The following is a 22,186-nucleotide window of genomic DNA, read 5'->3' as shown; positions in this document are numbered from 1 at the left end:
GGCGCCGCGGTCAGCCAAGCGCGCCGGCGCGGCGCAGCGCGGCGATGCGCGCGGCATCGTAGCCGAGCACATCGGCCAGGACCGCGGCGGTGTCATGTCCCGGCACCGCCGCGGCCTTGGACGGGACCGGCAGCTCTTCGTCGAGCAACTTGATCGGTGACGGCATCAGCTCGGTGCCGTGCTGCTGATGCGGGCGAAACGGCAGGCGCGCGACGAACTGCGGATCGCGCGTGATCGACTTCACATCGTTCACCGGGGCTACCGGCGTGTTCACCTTGAGCCCGAATGCGAGCCACTCGGCCGTGGTCTTGGTGGCGAAAATCGTGGCTAGCTCGCGCCGCAGCGCGACATTGCCGCGCGCGTGGTCGGCATACTTCGAGCCGGGGTTGTGCGCGAACAGTTCGGGTCGTCCGATGCCCTCGCAGAAGTTTTTCCAAAACTCGCGTTCCGAGGCCATGAAGAGAACCATGCCGTCCTTCGAACGATAGTACTGATAGCGCACCGACTCGGTCATGCTGTTGTCACCAACGGGGCGGCGCGGCCCCTTGCCGTCGCCGTCGTTGCCGGTCACTTCGTCTTCGGGTCGCTCGTACGCCTTGTTGCCTTCGATTCCGTTCCAATTGAACGCGGCCGCGGCGTCGCTCTGCGCCACTTCGAAGCGACAACCACGACCCGTCGCACGCGCGCGAATGATCGCCGCGAGAATGCCGAGTGCGGCATAGAGCGGCCCGGCATTGATGCCGACGGCGGTGTAACTCGGGATCGTCGGGAAGCCGTTCGCGTCGACGGTCGGCCGCGCGACACCGGCCCACGCGTCGTAAGCGATGCCGTGACTCGGCATGTCCTTGTACGGCCCGGTCATGCCGTACCCCGAGATCGAACAGAAGACGATCTTCGGATTGACGGCCTGCAACCGCTCAAACGTGAGTCCGCGGCGCGCCAGCGCTCCCGGCCGCATCGCTTCGATCACCGCGTCGGCATCGCGCACGAGATCGAGATATGCCTCGACGGCTTCCGGCTTGCGCAGGTCGAGCACGATGCTGCGCTTTCCGCGGTTGAGGTGCCAATGCAGCAGCGACACCTCGTCGATGGTCGGGAACGCCATCTTGCGAACGTAGTCGCCGCCGGGGTTCTCGACTTTGATCACGTCCGCGCCGAGATCGGCGAGGTTCATCCCGACTGCGGCGGGCCCGAGCAACGAGCTTTCGATGATGCGCACGCCAGAGAGGAGTGCGCCGGTGCTGTTTGGAGTGCTCTTCATTCCCTCACCCGAGTCTGATTGCTCTCTTCTCTAGTGGTGCGTCTCGCTCATAGCGCTATGGCCCGAGTTAGCGGTTAGTGGTGAATTGCTGGCTCCCTGTCCCTGTGCAGATTGTCGATGAACGTGGTTGCGATGATGTTTCCATCGGATTGCCCCTTCCCCGTAGGGGCGACGCATGCGTCGCCCGCGAATTGACGTGTCCACTGCGGAGAAGCCGGAGGGCGATGCATGCATCGCCCCTACGCTTCAGAGAAGATCGCATGCTACTGACGCTCGTGAGACAGGACACTACCTACCTCAACTCCCGATGCCGGAAGCACGTCGTGACATGATCGTTGACCATCCCGACCGCTTGCATGAAGGCGTACATGATCGTCGGACCGACGAAGCGAAAGCCGCGGCGCTTCAACTCACGGCTGAGTGCCTCGGCCTCGGGGGTCTGCGCGGGGACTTGCGCCAGACTCGGCCAGCGATTCTGAATCGTCTGGCCGCCTGTGAACGACCACACGAAGCGATCGAAGCTGCCATATTCCTTCCGCACGGCGAGAAACGCGCGCGCGTTGTCGATGGTCGCTGCGATCTTCAGGCGGTTGCGCACGATGCCGTCATCGGCGAGCAAACGCTTCACGTCTGCTGCGCCGAACGTCGCCACTCGTTTTACGTCGAAGCGCGCCAGCGCGCGACGATAGTTCTCGCGCTTCTTGAGAATCGTCAGCCAGCTCAATCCCGCCTGCGCGCCTTCGAGGATGAGAAATTCGAACAAGCGCCGATCATCGTGCGCCGGTACGCCCCACTCGTCGTCGTGATAACGGATGTAGAGCGGATCGCGGGTGGCCCAACCGCAGCGCGGTTTCGCGAGATCGGTCTTCATCGGCCCGGCGTGTCGTCGGATCGCACCAGTTCGAATACCGGGTAGCGATCGATGAGGGGGACGAAGCCCGCCACCGGCGAGCCCGCTGGGACGAGGAAGAAACGCTGGACGGTCAGTTTGAAGCGATCGAGATACGCCTTGAGCAGTTCCGGTTTCTGCGCGTCGTCAACATTCTGCAAACGATACTCGTTCCGCTGTCTACCTTTCTTGAGCGTCACGCGGCCCGCCGCCAGCGCGTTGCGGACCCATTGCGTGAATCCGCGTGGCGCAACCAAGAAGAGTCGGTTCTCTCGACGCAAGAGATCGATCGGGGTTGAATAGAGGGTCCCGGTTTTCCGGCCACGTACTTCCAGTAAGTAGTTATGCGACAGGCCGACTCCGAGTCCGACAAGTGCCCCGAAGAGACGATTGAAGATACGATCAGCCGCCGTCATTCGGTCAAAGTGTCGAGGATGTTGGCTCATACGCCCAAGGCCTCCCTGTCGATTTCATGCGTAGCGGAATCCGTTGAATCCGTTCAATCCGTTGTAAGCAACTCCTGCTCGACGGCTCATCCTTCGAACTCCGCCATCACCGGCGTATGATCCGAAGGCCGCTCGCGGCGGCGCGGTTCGATGTCGATGCGGCAGGCGACACAGGCGGCGCGCAGCGCCGAGCTGGCGAGGACGTGGTCGATGCGCAACCCGCGATTGCGCTTGAACGCGTTCATTCGATAGTCCCACCAACTGAAGCTGCGATCGGCCTGCTCGAACAAGCGGAACGTGTCGGTGAGTCCACTCGCCAGGAGCCGGCGAAAAGCCGCGCGCTCGGGCTCGCTGAACAGCACCTGCCCCTGAAATTCTTTCGGATCGTACACGTCACGCTCCTCCGGAGCGATGTTGAAGTCGCCGAGCAACACCAGACGCGGATGAGCGCCAAGCTGCGCCGCGGCGTACGCCGTCAGATTGTCGAGCCAGTCGAGTTTGTAGGCGTACTTGTCTGAGCCGATGTGCTCACCGTTCGGCACGTACACGTTGATCACCCGCACGCCGCCGGTGGTCGCGGCCAGCAAGCGGCGCTGCACGTCGTCGAGCCCGGGCACATCGCGTTCGACGTCGGTGATCGCACCGCGGCTGAGCACCGCGACGCCGTTGTAGGTCTTCTGCCCCGCGAACGCCGCGTCATAGCCCGCCGCCTCGATTTCGGCGACCGGGAAATCATCGTCGACGAGTTTGGTCTCCTGCAGAGCCACCACGTCGGGTTGCACCGTGGCGAGCCACTCGATCAGCAGCGGCAGCCGCACGCGCAGTGAGTTAACGTTCCAGGTCGCGATCTTCATGCGCGTAGTAGGCAGTAGGCGGTAGGCAGTATGCAGTCCCCGCCCTGCCCCGCTGGTCCGTCCTTCACCTTCTTACTGCCCTCTGCCTTCTGCCTACTGCCTACTATTCGAGCCCCATTCGCCGCGCGATGATCACCTTCATGATTTCGTTGGTGCCGGCATAGATCGTTTGCACTGCTGCATCGGCGTAGTCGGTGGCGATCGGATATTCGTGCATGAAGCCGTAGCCGCCGTGCAACTGGACGCACTCGCTGGTGAGGCGCTTCTGCAAATCCGTGGTCCACCACTTCGCCATGCTCACTTCGGTGACGATCTCCTCGCCGCGCACGTGCGCTACCAACAACTTGTCGACGAAGGCTTGGCCGATTTCGACTTCGGTTGCCAGCTCGGCGAGCTTGAACTGCGTGTTCTGGAACGAGGCGATCGCGCGGCCGAAGGCCCGCCGTTGTTTCACGTAGTCGATGGTGTCGGCGAGCGCGCGGCGGCACGACACGATCGACGCCACCGCGATCGACAGCCGTTCCTGCTGCAGTTTCTCCATCAGCATCTTGAAGCCCTGCCCAGCTTTGCCGAGCAGGTTCTCGGCCGGCACGGTGCAGTCTTCGAACGCCAACTCACTGGTGTCTTGTCCGCGCAGGCCGAGCTTGTCGAGTTTGCGGCCGCGCACGAAGCCCGGGCGGTCGGCCTCGACGAGCAGCAGGCTGATGCCCTTGTGCGCGGGCTTGGCGTCGGGATCGGTTTTCGCCACGACGATGAACAGGTCGCCGATCTGGCCGTTCGAGATGAACGTCTTCGACCCGTTGAGCACGTAGTGATCGCCGTGGTGGATGGCTTTGGTCTGCACGTTGGCGAGATCGGAGCCGGTGCCGGGTTCGGTCATCGCGATGCCGAGCAGGAGATCACCGCTGATCGCACCGGGAAGGTACTTGCGCTTCTGCGCTTCCGAACCGTAGGTCGCAATGTACGGCATGCAGATGTCCGAATGCAGCGAGATCATCATCGCGTGCGCGCGCAGCCACGCCAGCTCCTCCATCACGATCGCATCGTAGAGAAAGTCGCCGCCGGCGCCGCCGTACTCGACCGGCGCGTTGGCGCCGAGAAACCCTGCGACGCCCGCGCGCCGCCAGGTTTCGCGGTCGCTCATGCCGCGCGCATTCCAGCCTTCGATTTTCGGCGCGATCTCCTTCTCGGCGAAGCGCTTGAACTGATCGCGAAACAACTCGTGCTCCGCGCTGAAGATGTCCCGTCGCATGCTGCTGTCCTCCTGATACCCGCCGGCGCAAGCCGCTCCGTACTGGTTGGACGCGCTCCGTTCAAGAGGGCACGGCCCCCGGTGCCATCTCGCTCGCGGCGTGGTAAGGACGCCGCATGCAGATCAAGAAGCTGCGGCAGGTGTTCATCGCCACCACCGACCCAGCGGCGCAGGCGCGCTTCTATGCCGAGACCTTGGGCCTGCCGCTCCAGTTCCGTGATGGCGATCGCTGGATTCAATTTCAGGCCGGTGATGTCTCGCTCGCCATTGCGTGCGCCGAGGAAGGCATGGGCGCGCCGCTCAACGTACCGACACCGGTGTTTGAGGTCGCCGATCTCGACACCGCGCTCGCCGAGCTGAGTGCCAGCGGCCACCGCACCACCGCTATCCGCGACATGGGCACGCACGGCCGGACGGCTGGGGTCACCGATCCCAACGGTGCCTTCCTCGTCCTATTCCAGCGCGCGACCTGATTCCGCAATCCGCAATCCTCAATCCGCAATCGAAAGAAACTCGATCAACTCATCCGCTGCCTGCTCGGCGTCGTGACGCCCGAGATCGATCAGGTGCTCGGCGTAGCAGCGATCGAAGAACAGGTACGAGAGCAGATCCGCTTCAGCCATCGCGCCGCGGGCGGCGTAGCGGGCGACGTTGCGGCTGAGCCAATCGCGCAGGCCGTGGCTACGCGGCTGATGGCGCAGACACTCGCCGGCGATCGCGCCCAGGTCTTTCGACGGCCGCAGAAATAGATCGCGCACGATGCGGTACGGCGTGTTGCGCTGCGCGATGATCGGCTCGTTGATGCGGACGAGAAAGTCGGCGCCATAGCTGCGCACACCGCTGTCGAGAATCGCGTTGAACAAGCGCAGGCGGTCGACATCGTACTCGATGCGATCGAGCAGCAGCGCGTTGAGCGCTTTGCCGACCAGATACGTCGGGCTGGCATAGTTCGCCGCGCGCCGCCGCGCGATGCGATCCTCCTCGGCGGGCGAGCGCGGGTAGCGCAGGCCGATCACCAACACGCGGTCGGCACCCAAGCGCAACGCGGGCGACAGGGGCGTGTTGAGGCGCAGCCCACCGTCGCAGTAATACGTGCGGTCGATGCGCACGGCGGGGAACACCAGCGGGATCGCCGCCGATGCCAGCGCATAGTCGGCGTCGATGCGCGCCGCGCGGGCGATCACGAACGGATCGCGCGCCCAACGCGGCACGGTCTGGCTCTGGTTGTCGACAAACACCACCGAGCGTCCAGTCGCCACCTCGGTCGCGGCGATCGCCAACGCTTCGAGCGCACCCTCGTCGATGTTGCGGCGCAGCTGCGCCCAGTCGATGCGTCCGAGCACCAGCGCTTCCAGCGACTCGGTGTCAAACAGGCCCGGCAAGCGCTTCGGCGCACTCTCGTCGCTTGCGGGCAGCCAGTCGCCGAGCCCTCCGAAGCCCAATAGCCGCCACGGCACGCGGAACACGTCGGTGGCACCGATTTCGAAAATGCGTTCGAACGACAGCGAGCGCCAGATCTCCGTCAGGCGTGTACCCGCGTCGGGCTCTTGTTGCGTCGCCGCGACGTAGCAGGCGTGGACGGCGCCCACGCTTGTGCCGGTCACGATGTCGAAGTGAATCGGCCGACCGAGTCGCGCCGCGAGATCGCCGAACAAGTACGAGAGCACCCCCGCTTCGTATGCGCCGCGCGCCCCGCCGCCCGACATCACCAGCGCCACATGACGCGGCGCCGCCTCTGGTCTCGGCTGCATTGCCATCGGCATGCTGTGCGCTACGGTGCGCGCCGAAGTCAAGCCGACAGCGAGGCGAGCATCGCGACGAAGCGATCCCGGTTCCCTGTAGGGGCGACGCATGCGTCGCCCGCGAATGGACGTGACCGTCGCAAAGACACACGGAGGGCGATGCATGCATCGCCCCTACGCCTCGAAGAAGATCGCACGCTGCTGACGTTGGCGAGACACGACACGAAGCAGATAAGGCACCCTTGCAAGTGTCGTTAGGCGATTTAGTCGCGCGTCTGCTTGGCAGGTGACCCGGCACCCTGATAGAGCTGCCGCAGTTTTTGGCGAACACTTTTCCACGAACACAACGGTGGCAGGATGCCGCAGGTCTTCCATCCGAGTACGAATACCTTCTCGCGGTTGAGCATCTTCGGGGCGGCCTTCGTCATCGCCGGTGGTTTGTGGGGCTTGGCGCTCATCAATCGTTCGGGCTACGTCACCCGGGCGGGGGTCGCGCGCGAGCAACCGATTCCGTTCAGCCATCGCCATCATGCCGGCGAGCTCGGGATCGATTGCCGTTACTGCCACACCGCCGTCGAACGAACCGCGTACGCCGGCGTGCCGCCGACGAAAACCTGCATGAACTGCCACGCCCAAATCTGGGTCGACAGCCCGATGCTCGAACCGGTGCGCGCGAGTTTTCGCACCGACCGGTCGATCCAGTGGACCAAGGTCTACGACCTGCCCGACTTCGTCTACTTCAATCACAGCATTCACGTGCAGAAGGGCATCGGCTGTGGCTCGTGCCACGGGCGCATCGATCGCATGAACCTCACCTGGCAAGCCACCTCGCTGCAGATGGAGTGGTGCCTCGACTGCCATCGCCATCCGGAACAATACCTGCGACCGCGCGAGCACGTGTTTGACATGAACTGGCAGCCGCCGAGTGACCAGATCACGCAGGGGCTCGCGTTGCTCAAGACCTACAACATCGAAGTCGCGCATCTGACCAATTGCTCGACGTGTCATCGCTGAGCGACACTCAATGGACGAGAAGTTGACCACACAACCGGAACGACTGCGCGACAGCGAACCGATGAAGAAGCGTGTCGATCTCGCCGCCATCCGGCGCAAGCTCGCCAACGCCACCGGGAAGCAATACTGGCGCAGCCTCGAAGAGCTGGCCGAGACCGACGACTTCGAGTGGTTCCTGCACAACGAGTTCCCGCGCCACAGCGCTGCCTTCGGCGAGAGCGGCAACGGGATCGAGCGGCGCGACTTTTTGAAACTGATGGGCGCGTCGCTCGCGCTTGCCGGCTTGAACGCGTGCACGCGCCAGCCGGAAGAGAAGATCGTGCCGTACGTCCGACAGCCCGAGCAGATCGTTCCGGGTCGACCGCTCTTCTTCGCCACCGCGATTCCCCTCGGCGGCATCGCGTCGGGCGTGCTGGTCGAAAGCCACATGGGGCGCCCGACCAAGGTCGAGGGCAACCCGGATCATCCCGCCAGCCTCGGTGCCACCGACTCCTTCGCGCAGGCCGCGGTGTTGACGCTCTACGATCCCGATCGTTCGCAAGTGATTACCACCGTCGGCGACATTCGGCCGTGGAGTGCGCTGCTCGCCAGCCTGCGCACCGCGTTGGAAGCGCAGCGTGAGCAACGCGGCGCGGGGTTGCGGCTGCTCACTGAGACGATCACCTCGCCGACGCTCGCCAGCCAGATTCGCGCGCTGCTCACCGAGTTTCCACTCGCAAAGTGGCACCAGTACGAACCCGCGAACCGCGATCAGGTGTATGCCGGCGCCCGGCGCGCCTTCGGCGAGAACGTCGAGACGCAGTATCGCTTCGACAAGGCGGAGGTTGTGCTCGCGCTCGACGCGGACTTCCTCTCATGCGGTCCCGCGCACGTGCGCTACGTACGCGACTTCAGCGGCAAACGCCGCGTGCAAAACCCGCGCAGCGAAATGAATCGGCTCTACGTGGTCGAGAGCACACCGTCGAACACCGGCGCGATGGCGGATCATCGACTTGCCCTACGGCCGGGCGAGATCGAAGACTTCGCACGCTCGATCGCGGCGGCTTTGGGCGTGCCAGTGCAGACACCGGGCGGGCTCGGCGCTCACCCACGCTGGACCGCGACGATCGTGGCCGACCTGCAACGTCATCGCGGCACCAGCATTGTCATCGCCGGCGATGAGCAGCCGCCGATCGTGCACACGCTCGTGCACGTCGTCAATCACGCACTCGGCAACCACGGACAGACGGTGATTCATACCGATCCGGTCTCGGCCTCCGTGGTCCCGCAAACCGATTCGCTGCGCGAATTGGTGACCGACATGGATGCCGGCAAGGTCGCGGCATTGATGATCCTCGGCGGCAACCCGGTGTTCAACGCGCCGGCCGACATCGCCTTCGGCGCCGCGCTGAGCAAGGTTCCGCTGAGCGTTCACCTCAGCCTCTACAACGACGAGACGTCGGAGCTGTGCCATTGGCACATCCCCGAGGCGCACTGCCTCGAATCTTGGAGCGACGCGCGCGCCTATGACGGCACGATCACGATCATGCAGCCGCTGATCGCCCCGCTCTACGGCGGCAAGACCGCGCACGAAGTGCTGGCCGCGATGTCGGACCACCCTGATCGCACCAGCCACGACATCGTGCGCGACCATTGGAAGACCCAACACCCGGCGCTCGACTTCGAGCGCTTCTGGCGCGAGTCGCTGCACAACGGCGTTGTGGCCGGCAGCGCGTTGCCCGCGAAGTCCGTGTCGCTGCGACCCGACTGGGACAAGGCGCGCGACCGCGTCGAACGCAATCCCAAGGACGACACGTTGGAAATCATCTTCCGGCCGGACGCGACCATCTTCGACGGACGCTTCGCCAACAACGGCTGGTTGCAGGAACTGCCCAAGTCGCTGACGCGCATGACGTGGGACAACGCCGCGTTGATCGCGCCGGCCACCGCCGAGCGGCTTGCGCTCGCCAGCGAAGATCTCGTCGAAGTGCGCTACGCCGGCCGCAGCGTGCGAGCGCCGATCTGGATCATGCCCGGCCACGTCGCCGATGCCATCACGATTCATTTTGGACACGGCCGCACCCGCGCCGGGCGGGTCGGCAACGGCAGCGGCTTCAACGCTTACACGATTCGTACGGCCAACGCCCCGTGGTCGGCGAGCGGCGCTACGCTGCGCAAAACCGGCGAGACGTATCCGCTCGCCTGCACGCAGCACCACCACAGCATGGAAGGCCGCCACCTCGCTCTGGCCGGCGCCATCGAGGAGTATCGCTCGCATCCCGACTTCATCCGGGAATTAGCCGAGCCGCCGCCGGCGGACATGACGCTGTACCCGAACGATCATCCGTACGACAGCTACGCGTGGGGCATGGCGATCGATCTGAACTCGTGTACCGGATGCAACGCCTGCGCCATTGCGTGTCAGGCGGAGAACAACATTCCGATCGTCGGCAAAACCGAGGTTGCGCGCGGGCACGAGATGCATTGGATACGCGTCGATCGCTACTACGCCGGCAACCTCGACAACCCGACGACCTATCATCAACCGGTCCCGTGCATGCATTGCGAGAACGCGCCGTGCGAAGTCGTCTGCCCGGTCGGCGCCACCACGCACAGCAGCGAAGGCCTCAATGACATGGTCTACAACCGCTGCGTCGGGACTAAGTATTGCTCGAACAACTGTCCCTACAAAGTGCGCCGCTTCAACTGGTTCTTGTACTCGAACCAAACTGTCGAGAGCCTCAAGATGGCGGAAAACCCGGATGTCACCGTGCGCACCCGTGGCGTGATGGAGAAGTGTACGTATTGCGTGCAGCGGATTAATTTTGCGCGCATCGAAGCGCAGAAAGAGGACCGCAGCATCCGCGACGGCGAAATCGTCACCGCCTGCCAGCAAGTCTGCCCGGCCGAGGCCATCGTGTTCGGCAACATCAACGATCCGCAGAGCCGCGTCGCCAAACTCAAGGCCGAGGCGCGCAACTACTCGCTGCTCGGCGAGCTGAACACGCGCCCGCGCACGACCTACTTGGCGCGCCTGCGCAATCCCAATCCGGAACTCGGCGATGAGGATCGAGGATGAGCCAAGACTCGCGGCCCGAATCTCGGACGGCCCCGATCATCGGGCCGGGGCATACGTTCGGCTCGGTCACCGACAAGATCAGCGCGGTGGTGTTGACCGGGAAGACGCCGCGTTGGTGGTTCGTCGGCTTCGCCATCTCGTTCAGCCTGCTGATGCTGTTCCTTTACTCGGTGGCCTATCTGCTCACCGAGGGCATCGGAATCTGGGGCGTCAACATCCCCGTCGGCTGGGGCTTCGACATCATCAACTTCGTGTGGTGGATCGGCATCGGCCACGCCGGCACACTGATTTCGGCGATCCTACTGTTGCTGCGTCAGGAGTGGCGCACCTCGATCAACCGCTTCGCGGAAGCGATGACGTTGTTCGCGGTTGCATGCGCCGGCATGTTCCCGCTGCTCCACCTCGGCCGGCCGTGGTTGTTCTACTGGCTGCTCCCCTACCCCAACACGATGGGCGTGTGGCCGCAGTTTCGCAGCCCGCTGATTTGGGACGTGTTCGCGGTGTCAACGTACGCGATCGTGTCGTTGATGTTCTGGTTCGTTGGTCTGATTCCCGACCTCGCCACGTTGCGCGATCGGTCGCCGAATCGCGCCGGTCGCTTCATTTACGGCATGCTGGCGATGGGATGGCGCGGATCGGCGACGCATTGGCATCGCTACGAGACGGCGTACCTGCTGCTCGCCGGCCTGTCGACGCCACTGGTGGTGTCGGTGCACACGATAGTCAGCTTCGACTTCGCCGTCGGTGTGACTCCGGGGTGGCACGCGACGATTTTCCCGCCGTACTTCGTCGCCGGTGCGATCTACGCGGGTTTCGCGATGGTGATGACCTTGGCGATCCCGTTGCGCAAAGCCTACGGCCTCGAAGACTTCATCACCGCACGCCATCTCGACTACATGGGAAGGGTCATGCTCGCCACCGGCCTCATCGTGGCCTACGGCTACATGATGGAAGCCTTCATGGCGTGGTACAGCGCCAACCCCTACGAGCAGTTCATGATCACCAATCGCTTCTTCGGTCCGTACGCGCAGATGTACTGGTCGCTGCTGGTGTGCAACGTGGTCGTGCCGCAGTTGCTGTGGTTCCGGAAAGTGCGCGCCACTGTTCCGCTGCTCTTCGTCATCTGCCTGTTCGTCAATGTCGGCATGTGGCTCGAGCGCTTCATCATCGTCGTCACCAGCTTGCACCGCGACTTCCTGCCGTCGTCGTGGGGCATGTACCACGGCACGATCTGGGATTGGACGACGTTCATCGGTACGATCGGACTGTTCCTCAGCTTGCTGTTTTTGTTCCTGCGCTTCTTGCCAATGATCTCGATCTTCGAAATGCGCACGCTCGTTCCCGAGGCTGAGGTCAAGGAGGGCGTGCTGTGAAGCGACCGCCGATCCATGGCCTGATGGCCGAGTTCAGCGAACCGAACGAATTGATCGCCGCGGTGCGCCGCGCCCGCGAGGCGGGCTACCGCCAGCTCGATGCGTACACGCCGTATCCGATCGAAGAAGTGTCGGAGGCGCTCGGCTTCCATCACAATCGCCTGCCGCTGCTCGTGCTCATCGGCGGCATCCTCGGCGGGCTCGGCGGGTACGGGTTGCAGTACTGGGCATCGGTGATCGAGTATCCCATCAACGTCGGCGGCCGGCCGTTCCATAGCTGGGTGTCGTTCATCCCGATCACGTTCGAGTGCACCGTGCTGGTCGCGGCGCTGACGGCGGTGCTCGGGATGCTCGCGCTCAATGGGCTGCCGATGCCGTATCACCCGGTGTTCAACGTGCCGCGCTTCGCGTTGGCGACGCGCGACCGCTTCTTCCTGTGCATCGAAGGCACCGATCCGCTGTTCGATCGCGACACGACGCGCCGCTTTCTCGAGCGGCAGGTGCCGCGTTCAATCAGCGAGGTGGAGCATTGATGATTGCGGATTGCGGATTGGGGATTGCGGATTGTCTGAAGACGCGCGTGGTCACTCGTCGCATGTCGCACGCCGCAGATCGGCTAAAGGGAGCGATTCGCCATCAGCCATCTGCTATCTGCCTTTTCGCCCTGTTGCTACTCGCCGGCTGTCGGCAGGACATGCACGATCAGCCGAAGTACAAGCCGCTCAAATCGAGTCCGTTCTTCGACGACGGCCGTGCGTCACGGCCGCTGGTGCCCGACACGGTCGCGCGCGGCCATCTCGACGATGACGACGCGCTGCACACCGGCAAGTCAGGTGCGGACTTCGTGGCCACCTTCCCGCTCCCGATCACGCGCGAGGTACTCGATCGCGGACAGGAACGCTACGACATCTATTGCTCGCCCTGCCATGACCGCCTCGGCAACGGCGAGGGCATGATCGTGCGCCGCGGCTATCGCCGTCCGCCGTCGCTGCACATCGACCGGCTGCGCGCTACCGCGCCGGGCTACGTTTTCGATGTCATCAGCCGTGGCTTCGGCGCGATGCCCGACTACACGTCGCAAATTCCCGTCACCGATCGCTGGGCGATCGTCGCCTACATACGAGCGCTCCAGCTCAGTCAGCACGCCGCGCTGTCGGATGTCCCGCCGGCTGAACGGGCGACACTGGCACAGAGTCATGACTAGCCGCGCTCACGCCTTCGACGACATCCGGCTGAGCCCGGACCACGCGCTCAATCGCGTGCAGCGACTCGCGCTGGCGGTCGGCGTGCTCGGCATCGGTCTGTGCAGCGCCGGCGCGATGACTAGTCCGACACAATTCTTCCGCTCGTATCTGATCGCCTACCTGTTCTGGTTCGGCATCGCCCTGGGCAGCATGGCGATCCTGATGATCCACCACATCGCCGGCGGGGCGTGGGGCGCGGTGATCCGCCGCTTGCTCGAATGCGGTACCCGCACGCTACCGTTGCTGGCGGTGCTGTTCGTGCCGATCGCGCTCGGCGTCGACCATCTGTACACGTGGGCGCAGCCCGAGCACGTCGCGCACGACGCGGCGCTGTTGCACAAGAGCGCGTATCTCAACGTACCGTTCTTTCTTGCCCGAGCCGTATTGTACTTCAGTGCCTGGCTCACGGTGATGCACTTCCTCAACCGCTGGTCGCTGGAGCAGGATCGCACCACCGATCCCGGGCCGGGCAACTGGCTGGAGCAACTCAGCCGCGGCGGTCTCCTGTTGATCGGCCTCACCGTGACCTTCGCGTCGATCGACTGGATCATGTCGCTCGAGCCGCACTGGGCCTCGACCATCTACGGCATCCTCATCATGGGCGGCCAGGTGCTGGCGGCTATGGCGTTCGTGATTCCGCTCGCGGCATTGTTGGCGGCCGACGGCGGTCCGCTCGCCAATGTGATCGAGATCGAGCAATTCCATGACCTCGGCAAACTGCTGCTGGCGTTCGTGATGTTGTGGACGTACTTCTCGCTGTCGCAGTTCCTCATCATCTGGTCGGCCAATTTGCCCGAAGAGATTCCCTGGTACCTCAGTCGCCTGCGCGGCGGATGGCAGTGGATCGGCATTGCGTTGATCCTCGGCCACTTCGTGCTGCCGTTCATCATCCTGCTCTCGCGCGACGTGAAGCGGGATGCTCGCAAGCTGGCCGCGGTAGCCTTCGGCGTCATCGTGATTCGCTTCGTCGATTTGTTCTGGCTCGTCACGCCGGCCTTTCATCCGGCGGAGTTCAGCGTGCATTGGCTCGATCTCGCCTGCGTCGTTGCTGTCGGCGGGATTTGGCTGTGGTTCTTCATCTGGCAACTCAAGGGTCGGTCGCTGGTGGCGATTCACGATCCCTCGCTGCCGCAGGCCGCGTGAGCACTGAGGGCATGGCGCATTCCGATCCCCACAGCACCAACGTCGGCCACGAGACGCGCGACGTCTACCTGCGGCCGGTGGTCGGCGGACTCATCGGACTGGTCGTGCTCCTCTGCGGATCGCTGCTGCTGACCTGGGGACTGCTCGCGCATCTGGCAACAAACGAGGCGAGAGAGAGCCCGCGGCCGAATCCGTTGGCGCACAGCTTCGGACGGCAGGTGCCGCCCGAGCCGCGTCTGCAAACCGATCCGCGCAAGGATCTCCTACAAATGCGCGTCGAAGAAGACGCGGTGCTGCAAACCTACGGCTGGGTCGATCGCAAGGCCGGCGTGACCCGCATTCCGATCGAGCGCGCAATGGAATTGCTGGCGCAGCGGCAGGCGCCGACGAAGGTGGCGCGATGATACGCACCACCGCCCGTCCTTGTAGGGGCGACGCATGCGTCGCCCTCCGATTCGGTGTCATCGCACACATCGCCTTCCTATCCCCGCGCCGTCACGCCGGAGGGCGACGCATGCGTCGCCCCTACGGTTCGGAGGTCGGCGGCTGGCGCCCACTACTCGCTGTCGCACTGCTGCTCCTCGCGTTCGCCACCGTCGCACGCGCGGAAGACACCGCGCAGCCCGCCGTACTTCGCGAGGTCGGTATCGACCAGCACCTCGATCAGCAGGTGCCGTTGGATTTGATGTTCCGCGACGAAACCGGTGCGGCGGTTCAGCTCGGGCAATATTTTGGAAGCAAGCCCGTCATCCTCGCGCTGGTCTACTACGAATGCCCGATGCTCTGCACCCTCACGCTCAACGGCCTCGCCAGCGCCCTTGCGGTCCTCAGCTTCAACGTAGGCGAACAATTCGAAGTGGTCACCGTCAGTTTCAACCCGCGCGAAACGCCGGCACTCGCCGCGGCGAAGAAGCAGACCTACCTCGAACGCTACAAGCGCCCGGGTGCGGAACGCGGCTGGCACTTCTTAACCGGCGACGAGCCGGCGATCACGGCCTTGGCCGCTGCGATCGGCTTTCGCTACACCTACGTCCCCGAGCAAAAGCAGTACGCCCACGCCGCCGGCATCACGCTGCTGACACCGGCGGGACGCATCGCGCGCTACTTCTTCGGTGTCGAGTACGCGCCCCGCGATCTGCGACTCGGACTGGTCGAAGCCGCGGAGAATCGCATCGGCTCGCCGATCGATCAGTTGCTGCTGTACTGCTTCCACTACGATCCGGCGACCGGCCGCTACGGCGCCGTCGCCTTGAACATGGTCCGGCTCGGCGGCGTCATCACCGTGCTCAGCATCGCTACCTTCATGATCGTTATGCTGCGCCGCGAGCGCGCGCAGCGCCGCCGAGACATTGCTCTCGCCTCTGTTGGGGAGCGAAAGCCCGTCGTTGCTCCGCCCTCACCCCAGCCCTCTCCCAGTGGGAGAGGGAGAATATAAGTCTCATGCTGTCGCACCTGCCACTGTTTCCGGAGCAAGCCTCCACCGTCGCGAAGGACGTGGACGCGCTGTTCTTTTTCCTGTGTGCGGTGAGCGCGTTCTTCGCTGCGCTGATCGCGGTGCTGCTGGTCGTGTTTGCAGTCCGCTATCGGCGTCGCTCGGCTACCGATCGGCCGCACGCCATCGAAGGGGCGCTTGCGTTAGAGTTGGTGTGGACGATCATTCCGTTCGGCATCGCGATGGTCATGTTCGTGTGGGGCGCGAGCGTATTCGTGCGACTGCAACGGCCGCCCGACAACGCGCTGCAAGTCTTCGCCGTCGGCAAGCAGTGGATGTGGAAGCTGCAACACATCGAGGGGCAGCGCGAGATCAACGAGCTGCATGTGCCGGTCGGTCGCCCGGTGAAAGTGACGATGACGTCGGAAGACGTGATCCACAGCTTTTACGTGCCGGCGTTTCGCATCAAGCAAGACGCGATTCCCGGCCGCTACACCGCGACGTGGTTCGAGGCCACCAAGCCCGGCACGTATCATCTCTTTTGCGCCGAGTACTGCGGCACGCAGCACTCCGGCATGATCGGATCGGTGATCGTGATGGAACCGGCTGATTACGAGGGGTGGCTCAGCGGCGGGGTCAAGCAGTCGCTGGTGTCGGCGGGCGAAACGCTCTTCCAGCAACTCGGCTGCGTGACCTGCCACAGCGGCGAGTCGGGCGCGCGCGGTCCGGCGCTCGATGGCCTCTTCGGCAAGAAGGTCCAGATGCAGAGCGGCGACACCATCGTCGTCGACGAAGCCTACGTGCGTGATTCGATCCTCAACCCGCAAGCGAAGATCGTCGCCGGCTATCAACCGATCATGCCGACGTTCAAAGGCCTGGTAAGCGAAGAGGGCCTGCTGCAGTTGATCGCGTATCTCAAGGGGCTGGGGGTTGGGGATCAGGGGCCGGTCAGACAGGAGTCACACTCGTGAGTCACCCCATCAAGAGCCTTCCAAGAATGAAGGGAGGCGGGCGGGCGGCCCGCCCTACCGGATCCAAGAGCATCCCGGTAGCGCGGGCGGCCCGCCCGCGTCTTGCGATTATCGTCTGACCCCCAATCCTATGGAACCCCGCACACACTATCTCAACGCCGACTACGGCATCCGGTCGTGGCTGCTGACCGTGGACCACAAGCGGATCGCCTTGCTCTATCTGGCATCGATCACGCTGATGTTCTTTCTCGGCGGCGTGTTCGCGTTGCTGATCCGCCTCGAATTGCTCACCCCCGCGGGCGACCTGGTGACGGCGGACACTTACAACAAGCTGTTCACCATGCACGGCATCGTGATGATCTTCTTCTTCCTGGTGCCGTCGATTCCCGCCGTACTGGGTAATTTTCTCATTCCCATCATGATCGGCGCCCGCGACCTCGCGTTCCCGCGGCTCAACCTGCTGAGTTGGTACATCTACGTCGTCGGCGCGCTGTTCACGTTGTTCGCTATGGTCACCGGCGGCGTCGATACCGGGTGGACCTTCTACACGCCTTTCAGCACGACCGCGTCGAACACCAACGTCATCCCCACCGCGCTCGGCGTCTTCATCACCGGCTTCTCGTCAATCCTCACCGGCCTCAACTTCATCGTCACCATCCACCGCATGCGCGCGCCGGGGCTGACTTGGTTTCGCCTGCCGCTGTTCATCTGGGCTCACTACGCCACCAGCATCATCATGATTCTCGGCACGCCGGTGATTGCGATCACGGTGTTGCTGGTCGGCATCGAGCGCGCGTTCCATCTTGGCATCTTCGATCCGGCGCTCGGCGGCGATCCAATTTTGTTCCAGCACCTGTTCTGGTTCTACTCGCATCCGGCCGTCTACATCATGATCCTGCCGGGGATGGGCGTGATCAGCGAGCTGATCGCCTGCTTCTCGCGCAAGCGCGTGTTCGGTTACGGCTTCGTGGCGATCTCCAGCTTGGCGATTGCGCTGCTCGGCTTTCTCGTGTGGGCGCATCACATGTTCGTCACCGGCATGTCGGTGTATGCCGCGTTGATCTTCTCGTTCCTCAGCTTCGCGGTTGCGATCCCGTCGGCGGTGAAGGTCTTCAATTGGACCGCGACGCTCTACAAAGGTTCGGTCTCGTTCGAGGCGCCGATGTTGTACGCGCTCGGCTTCATCGGGTTGTTCACGATTGGTGGACTGACGGGATTGTTCCTGGCATCGATCGGCGTCGATGTGCACGTCACCGACACCTACTTCGTGGTCGCGCACTTCCACTACATCATGGTCGGCGGCGCGATCATGGCGTATCTCGGCGGCCTGCACTTCTGGTGGCCCAAGATCAGCGGCCGCCTGTATCCCGAAACCCTCGCCAAGATCGCCGCGGTGATTCTGTTCATCGGCTTCAACCTGACGTTCTTCCCGCAGTTCGTACTGGGCTATCTCGGCATGCCGCGCCGCTACTACGCCTACCCGGCGGAGTTCCAAGTGCTCAACGTGATGTCGACCGCGGGCGCGTCGATCTTAGGCATCGGCTATCTGCTACCGATGCTCTACTTCCTGTGGTCGCTGCGCTACGGCGCGATAGCGACCGCCAACCCGTGGCAAGCGGTCGGCCTCGAGTGGCAGACGCCATCGCCGCCGCCGACCGAGAATTTCGCGACGACCCCGGTGGTGACGCACGAAGCCTACGACTACGAATCCTTCGCCTTCGAAGCCGCGCAGGAGGTTCCCGTTGTCTGACCATGCCGCCACGTTCGCGCATCAGCATCAGTTCGACGACGCCGCGCAGCAGTATGAAGCCTCCGCGCTGGGGATGTGGGTGTTCCTGGTCACCGAGATCATGTTCTTCGGCGGGCTGTTCACCGCTTACGTGATGTACCGCACGCTCTACTCGCACGCCTTCGGCGACGCGAGCAATCATCTCGATCTCACAATGGGCGCGTTCAACACAGTGGTGCTGATCGGCAGCAGCCTGACCATGGCGCTCGCCGTGCACGCCGCGCAAGTGGGCAAGCGCGGGGCGCAAGTGCTGTTCCTGCTGCTGACGATGCTTCTCGGCTCGGTGTTTCTCGGCGTGAAGGTCGTCGAGTACGCAGAAAAATTTCATCATGGACTCGTGCCGGGGCCGTACTTCACCTATCACGGTCCCGACGCACCGCAGGCGCAGTTGTTCTTCTCGCTGTACTTCGCGATGACTGGCCTGCACGCGCTCCACATGATCATCGGCCTCGGCATTCTCGCCGTGCTGGTCGCGCAAGCGCGCGCCGGACGGTTTGGGCCGGCGTACTCGACGCCGGTCGAGCTGACCGGCCTCTACTGGCACTTCGTGGATATCGTGTGGATCTTCCTCTTCCCGCTGCTGTACCTCATCGCGCGGCACGGGGGGGCGTAGGCGCATCATGTCGGCGCACACCGTGTCCCTCCGAGTCTATTTCGCGATCTTTCTGGCGCTGCTGGTGCTCACCGGCCTGACTGTGAGCGCCGCGACGATCGATCTCGGCCGCCTCAACATTGTCATCGCGCTCGCCATCGCGGTGGTAAAGGCAACCTTGGTGCTGCTCTACTTCATGCACCTCCGCTACAGCCCGCGACTGACGTGGCTGGTCGTGTCCGTCGGCTTCGTTTGGCTCGCCATCATGATCACCATCATCCTCGTCGATCCGCTCACCCGCGGCTGGCTGATGGTGGCGCGGCCGTAGGCGGCGGTGAGTCGTGACGCGTGAGCAGTGAGTCGGAGGCCTCCACCCTGGCCCTCCTCCGCGGCTGGTGATGCCGCAGAGGAGGGAACGCCTTCACGCGGCCACCATATCCGGTCCCCTCCTCCGTGAGCACTTCCGCGAACGGAGGAGGGTTAGGGTGGAGGCCATTCAGATCGGTCCGGTGTAGAATTGTGGCATGTCTGAACCCCGCCGGCGCTGGCGCTCGTCGCCTGCGATTCAAGAACGCGCGCGCCAGCTTCGTCGCGCACTCACGCCCGCCGAGCAGCGGCTGTGGCGCCAGTTGCGCGGCGGGCAGATCGACGGCTTCGAGTTTCGCCGTCAGTATCCGATGGGTCGCTTCATCGTCGACTTCTACTGCCCGTCCTCCAGACTGATCATCGAAGTCGACGGTGACACGCATGCCGAACGAGCTGAGTACGACGAGGCGCGAACGCAGTGGCTCGATTCGGAACATCACTCTCGGGTGATCCGGTTCACCAATGAAGAGATCAATCGTAATCTCGATGCGGTCCTCGGCGCAATTGCGGCGGCGCTGAAGAGGCCTCCTCCCTAACCCTCCTCCGCGGCGGGTAATGCCGCAGAGGAGGGAACCGTTGTGCGCACTGCGTACTGAACTGATCGTCGCGTTGATTCGCCAAGCCGCCGTCCGGTCCCCTCCTCCGTGAGCACTTCCGCGAACGGAGGAGGGTTAGGGTGGAGGCCCTTCCGATCCGCTTCGATGCGGAGGCACTCTCCCAGAACGGAGGCCTCCTCCCTAGCCCTCCTCCGCGGCGGGTGATGCCGCAGAGGAGGGAACCGTTGTGCGCACTGCGTACTGAACTGATCGTCGCGTTGATTCGCCAAGCCGCCGTCCGGTCCCCTCCTCCGTGAGCAATTCCGCGAACGGAGGAGGGTTAGGGTGGAGGCCTTCCGATCCGCTTCGATGCGGAGGCACTCCCCCAGAACGGAGGCCTCCACCCTAGCCCTCCTCCGCGGCTGGTGATGCCGCAGAGGAGGGAACGCCGCAGACCAGGGGCCGCTGGCTTTTGTGTCGCAGACGATGCGCCTACAGCTCCGACAGCAGCGTATTGGCGTCTTGCAGGTCGGGGGTGTCAAAGCCCTCGGTGAACCAGGCGTAGAGCGGGGCGAGGAGGGCGCGGGCCTCGGCGCTGCGGCCGTGACGGGCGAGGAAGCGCGCGAGGCTGGTGGTGGCACGTAGCTCGACGAGCTTGGTGCCGATCTCGCGGGCGAGGGCGATCGCTTCGTTGAAGCTCGCCTCGACGGTGGCGGCATCGGCGCCGGCCGCGGCGCGCAGCTCGCCGCGCAGGCGCAGCAGCTCCGGGATGAAGAGGCGCTCTTCGGGAACCGCGGTCAGCGCTTCCTCAATGGTGGTCAGGCCGTCGCTCACCTGCCCGGCCAGGAGCTGCGCCTCGGCGAGCCAGCCGAGGTACTGTCCCGCATTCGTGCGAGTCCCCACGGCGGCGAGCCCAGCAAGCCCCTCGCGCAGCTCGGCTATCCCATCTACCGTTCCACCCTGAAGGGCAAGTGCCCAACCGTGGAAGACGTGGCTCCATCCGGTGAATGGCGGCAGGTCGTTTTCCACCGAGAGAGACAGGCTTCGCTCCGCGAGCGCCGCGACGGCAGGCACCTCGCGGAGCTGCGCGTGCGCGCCAGCTGCACACGCGTAGGCGAGACACTGCTGCGATGCGAGTGCAAGCCGCTGAGCACGATCGAGCAGCTTCTCAATCTCGCGCTGGGCCTGTTTGGGGAAGCCCCTGTGCGCCAAGACGCACGCTAGAAAACCTTGCGCAGGCGCTCCGGGCTCGGTCGGGAAGTCGCGATGGTCTCCTTCACGGTAAAACCGCAGCGCGGCCGCGGCGTGCTCGTCTGCGGAGTCGAGATCACCGAGATGGAATTGCGTCTGCCCGACCGCCATATGTGCCCAGGCGAGCGCGAAGTTGGAGCCGTCGCTGCGGGCCGCCGTGAGTGCCTGTTCAGCGAACACCAGGGCTGCCCGCGGTTCGCCCCGCGCGATCGGCAACGCCCATGCCACGATCAGGGAGAATACGAATTGTCGGGTATCGCCGGTTTGCGCGCTCAGCTCGCGCACCCGCTCCCTCATCGGCTCTCTTTCCGCCGACCCAAGACCGCGGGAGACGCCCACGACGCCATCAAGCGCGATTTGCAGCGTCAACTCCTGCGAAGCACGCGCGGGCGTGTCCGGCTGCGTCGCCAGCACCGCCAGCGCACGGCGGTACTGCCGCTCGGCTTCGACCATGGCGCTGCGCTCCTTGGCACGGTCACCCGCCTCCTGCCACGCGCTCATCGCACGCTCCGCTTCGCCCGCCGCCTCCCAGTGCTGCGCCACGATCTCCGGCTGCGCCTCGGCCAGGGCGGCGAAGCGCCCCGTCAACGCCTCCGCCGCCGCGCGGTGCAGCTCCCGCCGCCGACTCTTGAGCAGCGATTCGTACGCCGTGTCCTGGATCAGCGCGTGCTTGAAGGTGTACGTCGCCTCGGGCGGCAGTCCGCGCACATACACCAGCTCGGCGTCGGCGAGCTGCGCGAGCGCCGCCTGCAACGGCTCGTCGGCGAGCCCGCTGACTGCGCGCAGCAGCGCATACGAAAACTCGCGTCCGATCACCGACGCGATCTGCGCAGTCTCCTTCGCCGGTCCGAGCCGGTCGAGCCGCGCCATGAGCGTGTCCTGCAAGGTCACGGGAATCTCCCGCGTCATCAGGGCGGCGCCTTCCGCCTCCAGCACCGCGCGGGTCAATTCTTCTACGAACAGCGGCACCCCG

21 protein-coding genes are annotated in these 22,186 nt (G+C 64.3%); 14 read left to right on the top strand and 7 right to left on the bottom strand.

Going from position 1 to position 22,186, the window contains the following annotated elements:
* Positions 1–10: 10 nt before the first annotated feature.
* The 5 genes from HYR72_17150 to HYR72_17130 form a co-directional block, all read right to left on the bottom strand.
* Positions 11–1,261: a CoA transferase gene (locus HYR72_17150; protein ID MBI1816708.1), complete on the bottom strand. Its 1,251-nt coding sequence runs from the start codon at positions 1,259–1,261 to the stop codon at positions 11–13.
* Between the two features lie 292 nt (positions 1,262–1,553).
* Entirely contained in the window at positions 1,554–2,132 is a 579-nt protein-coding gene (locus tag HYR72_17145; protein MBI1816707.1) for a DNA-3-methyladenine glycosylase I, read from the bottom strand.
* Positions 2,129–2,566: a nitroreductase family deazaflavin-dependent oxidoreductase gene (locus HYR72_17140; GenBank protein MBI1816706.1), complete on the bottom strand. Its 438-nt coding sequence runs from the start codon at positions 2,564–2,566 to the stop codon at positions 2,129–2,131. The genes HYR72_17145 and HYR72_17140 overlap by 4 nt, the downstream gene beginning before the upstream one ends.
* Before the next feature lie 116 nt (positions 2,567–2,682).
* Positions 2,683–3,450 (bottom strand): exodeoxyribonuclease III, encoded by a 768-nt coding sequence (gene xth, locus HYR72_17135; protein ID MBI1816705.1) that lies wholly within the window; start codon positions 3,448–3,450, stop codon positions 2,683–2,685.
* 103 nt (positions 3,451–3,553) lie between these two features.
* Complete coding sequence (locus tag HYR72_17130) at positions 3,554–4,702, bottom strand: acyl-CoA dehydrogenase family protein (protein MBI1816704.1); 1,149 nt, start codon at positions 4,700–4,702, stop codon at positions 3,554–3,556.
* Between the two features lie 116 nt (positions 4,703–4,818).
* Here HYR72_17130 and HYR72_17125 point away from each other — a divergent pair, with 116 nt between their 5' ends.
* A complete protein-coding gene (locus HYR72_17125) occupies positions 4,819–5,175 on the top strand; it encodes a VOC family protein (protein MBI1816703.1) in 357 nt (118 codons plus the stop codon).
* Positions 5,176–5,193: 18 nt separating this feature from the next.
* Here the strand turns inward: HYR72_17125 and HYR72_17120 are convergent, their stop codons facing one another.
* Positions 5,194–6,453, bottom strand: coding sequence for a patatin-like phospholipase family protein (locus tag HYR72_17120; GenBank protein MBI1816702.1), 1,260 nt, complete (start codon positions 6,451–6,453; stop codon positions 5,194–5,196).
* A 348-nt stretch (positions 6,454–6,801) separates the two neighbouring features.
* On the opposite strand from HYR72_17120, the gene HYR72_17115 reads away from it, so the two are divergent.
* The 13 genes from HYR72_17115 (at position 6,802) to HYR72_17055 (ending at position 19,962) form a co-directional block, all read left to right on the top strand.
* Complete coding sequence (locus HYR72_17115; GenBank protein MBI1816701.1) at positions 6,802–7,458, top strand: cytochrome c3 family protein; 657 nt, start codon at positions 6,802–6,804, stop codon at positions 7,456–7,458.
* Positions 7,459–7,519: 61 nt separating this feature from the next.
* Positions 7,520–10,516 (top strand): TAT-variant-translocated molybdopterin oxidoreductase, encoded by a 2,997-nt coding sequence (locus HYR72_17110; GenBank protein ID MBI1816700.1) that lies wholly within the window; start codon positions 7,520–7,522, stop codon positions 10,514–10,516.
* Positions 10,513–11,889: a polysulfide reductase NrfD gene (gene nrfD / locus HYR72_17105; protein ID MBI1816699.1), complete on the top strand. Its 1,377-nt coding sequence runs from the start codon at positions 10,513–10,515 to the stop codon at positions 11,887–11,889. The genes HYR72_17110 and nrfD overlap by 4 nt, the downstream gene beginning before the upstream one ends.
* Before the next feature lie 23 nt (positions 11,890–11,912).
* Positions 11,913–12,422 carry a DUF3341 domain-containing protein gene (locus HYR72_17100; protein ID MBI1816698.1) on the top strand — a complete coding sequence of 170 codons (510 nt, stop codon included), beginning with the start codon at positions 11,913–11,915 and terminating at the stop codon, positions 12,420–12,422.
* Positions 12,423–12,484: 62 nt separating this feature from the next.
* Positions 12,485–13,093 carry a cytochrome c gene (locus HYR72_17095; protein ID MBI1816697.1) on the top strand — a complete coding sequence of 203 codons (609 nt, stop codon included), beginning with the start codon at positions 12,485–12,487 and terminating at the stop codon, positions 13,091–13,093.
* A complete protein-coding gene (locus HYR72_17090; protein MBI1816696.1) occupies positions 13,086–14,276 on the top strand; it encodes a hypothetical protein in 1,191 nt (396 codons plus the stop codon). Before HYR72_17095 ends, HYR72_17090 begins: the two co-directional genes overlap by 8 nt.
* Before the next feature lie 11 nt (positions 14,277–14,287).
* Complete coding sequence (locus HYR72_17085; GenBank protein ID MBI1816695.1) at positions 14,288–14,680, top strand: hypothetical protein; 393 nt, start codon at positions 14,288–14,290, stop codon at positions 14,678–14,680.
* 110 nt (positions 14,681–14,790) lie between these two features.
* The gene (locus HYR72_17080) at positions 14,791–15,711 is read left to right on the top strand and encodes an SCO family protein (protein MBI1816694.1); all 921 of its coding nucleotides are present in this window, start codon (positions 14,791–14,793) and stop codon (positions 15,709–15,711) included.
* Positions 15,712–15,716: 5 nt separating this feature from the next.
* A complete protein-coding gene (gene coxB / locus HYR72_17075; GenBank protein MBI1816693.1) occupies positions 15,717–16,679 on the top strand; it encodes a cytochrome c oxidase subunit II in 963 nt (320 codons plus the stop codon).
* Between the two features lie 130 nt (positions 16,680–16,809).
* A complete protein-coding gene (gene ctaD / locus HYR72_17070; GenBank protein MBI1816692.1) occupies positions 16,810–18,429 on the top strand; it encodes a cytochrome c oxidase subunit I in 1,620 nt (539 codons plus the stop codon).
* A 73-nt stretch (positions 18,430–18,502) separates the two neighbouring features.
* A complete protein-coding gene (locus tag HYR72_17065) occupies positions 18,503–19,081 on the top strand; it encodes a cytochrome c oxidase subunit 3 family protein (GenBank protein MBI1816691.1) in 579 nt (192 codons plus the stop codon).
* Between the two features lie 7 nt (positions 19,082–19,088).
* Positions 19,089–19,388 (top strand): cytochrome C oxidase subunit IV family protein, encoded by a 300-nt coding sequence (locus tag HYR72_17060; GenBank protein ID MBI1816690.1) that lies wholly within the window; start codon positions 19,089–19,091, stop codon positions 19,386–19,388.
* Positions 19,389–19,584: 196 nt separating this feature from the next.
* Positions 19,585–19,962: a DUF559 domain-containing protein gene (locus HYR72_17055; GenBank protein MBI1816689.1), complete on the top strand. Its 378-nt coding sequence runs from the start codon at positions 19,585–19,587 to the stop codon at positions 19,960–19,962.
* Positions 19,963–20,454: 492 nt separating this feature from the next.
* On the opposite strand, the gene HYR72_17050 is transcribed toward HYR72_17055, so the two are convergent.
* On the bottom strand, positions 20,455–22,161 hold the full coding sequence (locus HYR72_17050; GenBank protein ID MBI1816688.1) for a hypothetical protein: 1,707 nt from the start codon (positions 22,159–22,161) through the stop codon (positions 20,455–20,457).
* Positions 22,162–22,186: the final 25 nt, after the last annotated feature.

Source organism: Deltaproteobacteria bacterium, assembly GCA_016178705.1.
In the GTDB taxonomy this organism is placed as follows: Bacteria; Desulfobacterota; Binatia; order HRBIN30; family JACQVA1; genus JACOST01.
Note: the sequence above shows the minus strand (reverse complement) of the source record. Positions and strands in the feature narration are given on the sequence as shown.

Excerpts from the sequence above, each read along its gene's own strand:
- HYR72_17150 (MBI1816708.1), bottom strand. The coding sequence starts at position 1,261 with ATGAAGAGCACTCCAAACAGCACCGGCGCACTCCTCTCTGGCGTGCGC.
- HYR72_17145 (MBI1816707.1), bottom strand. The coding sequence starts at position 2,132 with ATGAAGACCGATCTCGCGAAACCGCGCTGCGGTTGGGCCACCCGCGAT.
- HYR72_17140 (MBI1816706.1), bottom strand. The coding sequence starts at position 2,566 with ATGACGGCGGCTGATCGTATCTTCAATCGTCTCTTCGGGGCACTTGTC.
- xth (MBI1816705.1), bottom strand. The coding sequence starts at position 3,450 with ATGAAGATCGCGACCTGGAACGTTAACTCACTGCGCGTGCGGCTGCCG.
- HYR72_17130 (MBI1816704.1), bottom strand. The coding sequence starts at position 4,702 with ATGCGACGGGACATCTTCAGCGCGGAGCACGAGTTGTTTCGCGATCAG.
- HYR72_17125 (MBI1816703.1), top strand. The coding sequence starts at position 4,819 with ATGCAGATCAAGAAGCTGCGGCAGGTGTTCATCGCCACCACCGACCCA.
- HYR72_17120 (MBI1816702.1), bottom strand. The coding sequence starts at position 6,453 with ATGCAGCCGAGACCAGAGGCGGCGCCGCGTCATGTGGCGCTGGTGATG.
- HYR72_17115 (MBI1816701.1), top strand. The coding sequence starts at position 6,802 with ATGCCGCAGGTCTTCCATCCGAGTACGAATACCTTCTCGCGGTTGAGC.
- HYR72_17110 (MBI1816700.1), top strand. The coding sequence starts at position 7,520 with ATGAAGAAGCGTGTCGATCTCGCCGCCATCCGGCGCAAGCTCGCCAAC.
- nrfD (MBI1816699.1), top strand. The coding sequence starts at position 10,513 with ATGAGCCAAGACTCGCGGCCCGAATCTCGGACGGCCCCGATCATCGGG.
- HYR72_17100 (MBI1816698.1), top strand. The coding sequence starts at position 11,913 with ATGGCCGAGTTCAGCGAACCGAACGAATTGATCGCCGCGGTGCGCCGC.
- HYR72_17095 (MBI1816697.1), top strand. The coding sequence starts at position 12,485 with ATGTCGCACGCCGCAGATCGGCTAAAGGGAGCGATTCGCCATCAGCCA.
- HYR72_17090 (MBI1816696.1), top strand. The coding sequence starts at position 13,086 with ATGACTAGCCGCGCTCACGCCTTCGACGACATCCGGCTGAGCCCGGAC.
- HYR72_17085 (MBI1816695.1), top strand. The coding sequence starts at position 14,288 with ATGGCGCATTCCGATCCCCACAGCACCAACGTCGGCCACGAGACGCGC.
- HYR72_17080 (MBI1816694.1), top strand. The coding sequence starts at position 14,791 with ATGCGTCGCCCCTACGGTTCGGAGGTCGGCGGCTGGCGCCCACTACTC.
- coxB (MBI1816693.1), top strand. The coding sequence starts at position 15,717 with ATGCTGTCGCACCTGCCACTGTTTCCGGAGCAAGCCTCCACCGTCGCG.
- ctaD (MBI1816692.1), top strand. The coding sequence starts at position 16,810 with ATGGAACCCCGCACACACTATCTCAACGCCGACTACGGCATCCGGTCG.
- HYR72_17065 (MBI1816691.1), top strand. The coding sequence starts at position 18,503 with ATGTGGGTGTTCCTGGTCACCGAGATCATGTTCTTCGGCGGGCTGTTC.
- HYR72_17060 (MBI1816690.1), top strand. The coding sequence starts at position 19,089 with ATGTCGGCGCACACCGTGTCCCTCCGAGTCTATTTCGCGATCTTTCTG.
- HYR72_17055 (MBI1816689.1), top strand. The coding sequence starts at position 19,585 with ATGTCTGAACCCCGCCGGCGCTGGCGCTCGTCGCCTGCGATTCAAGAA.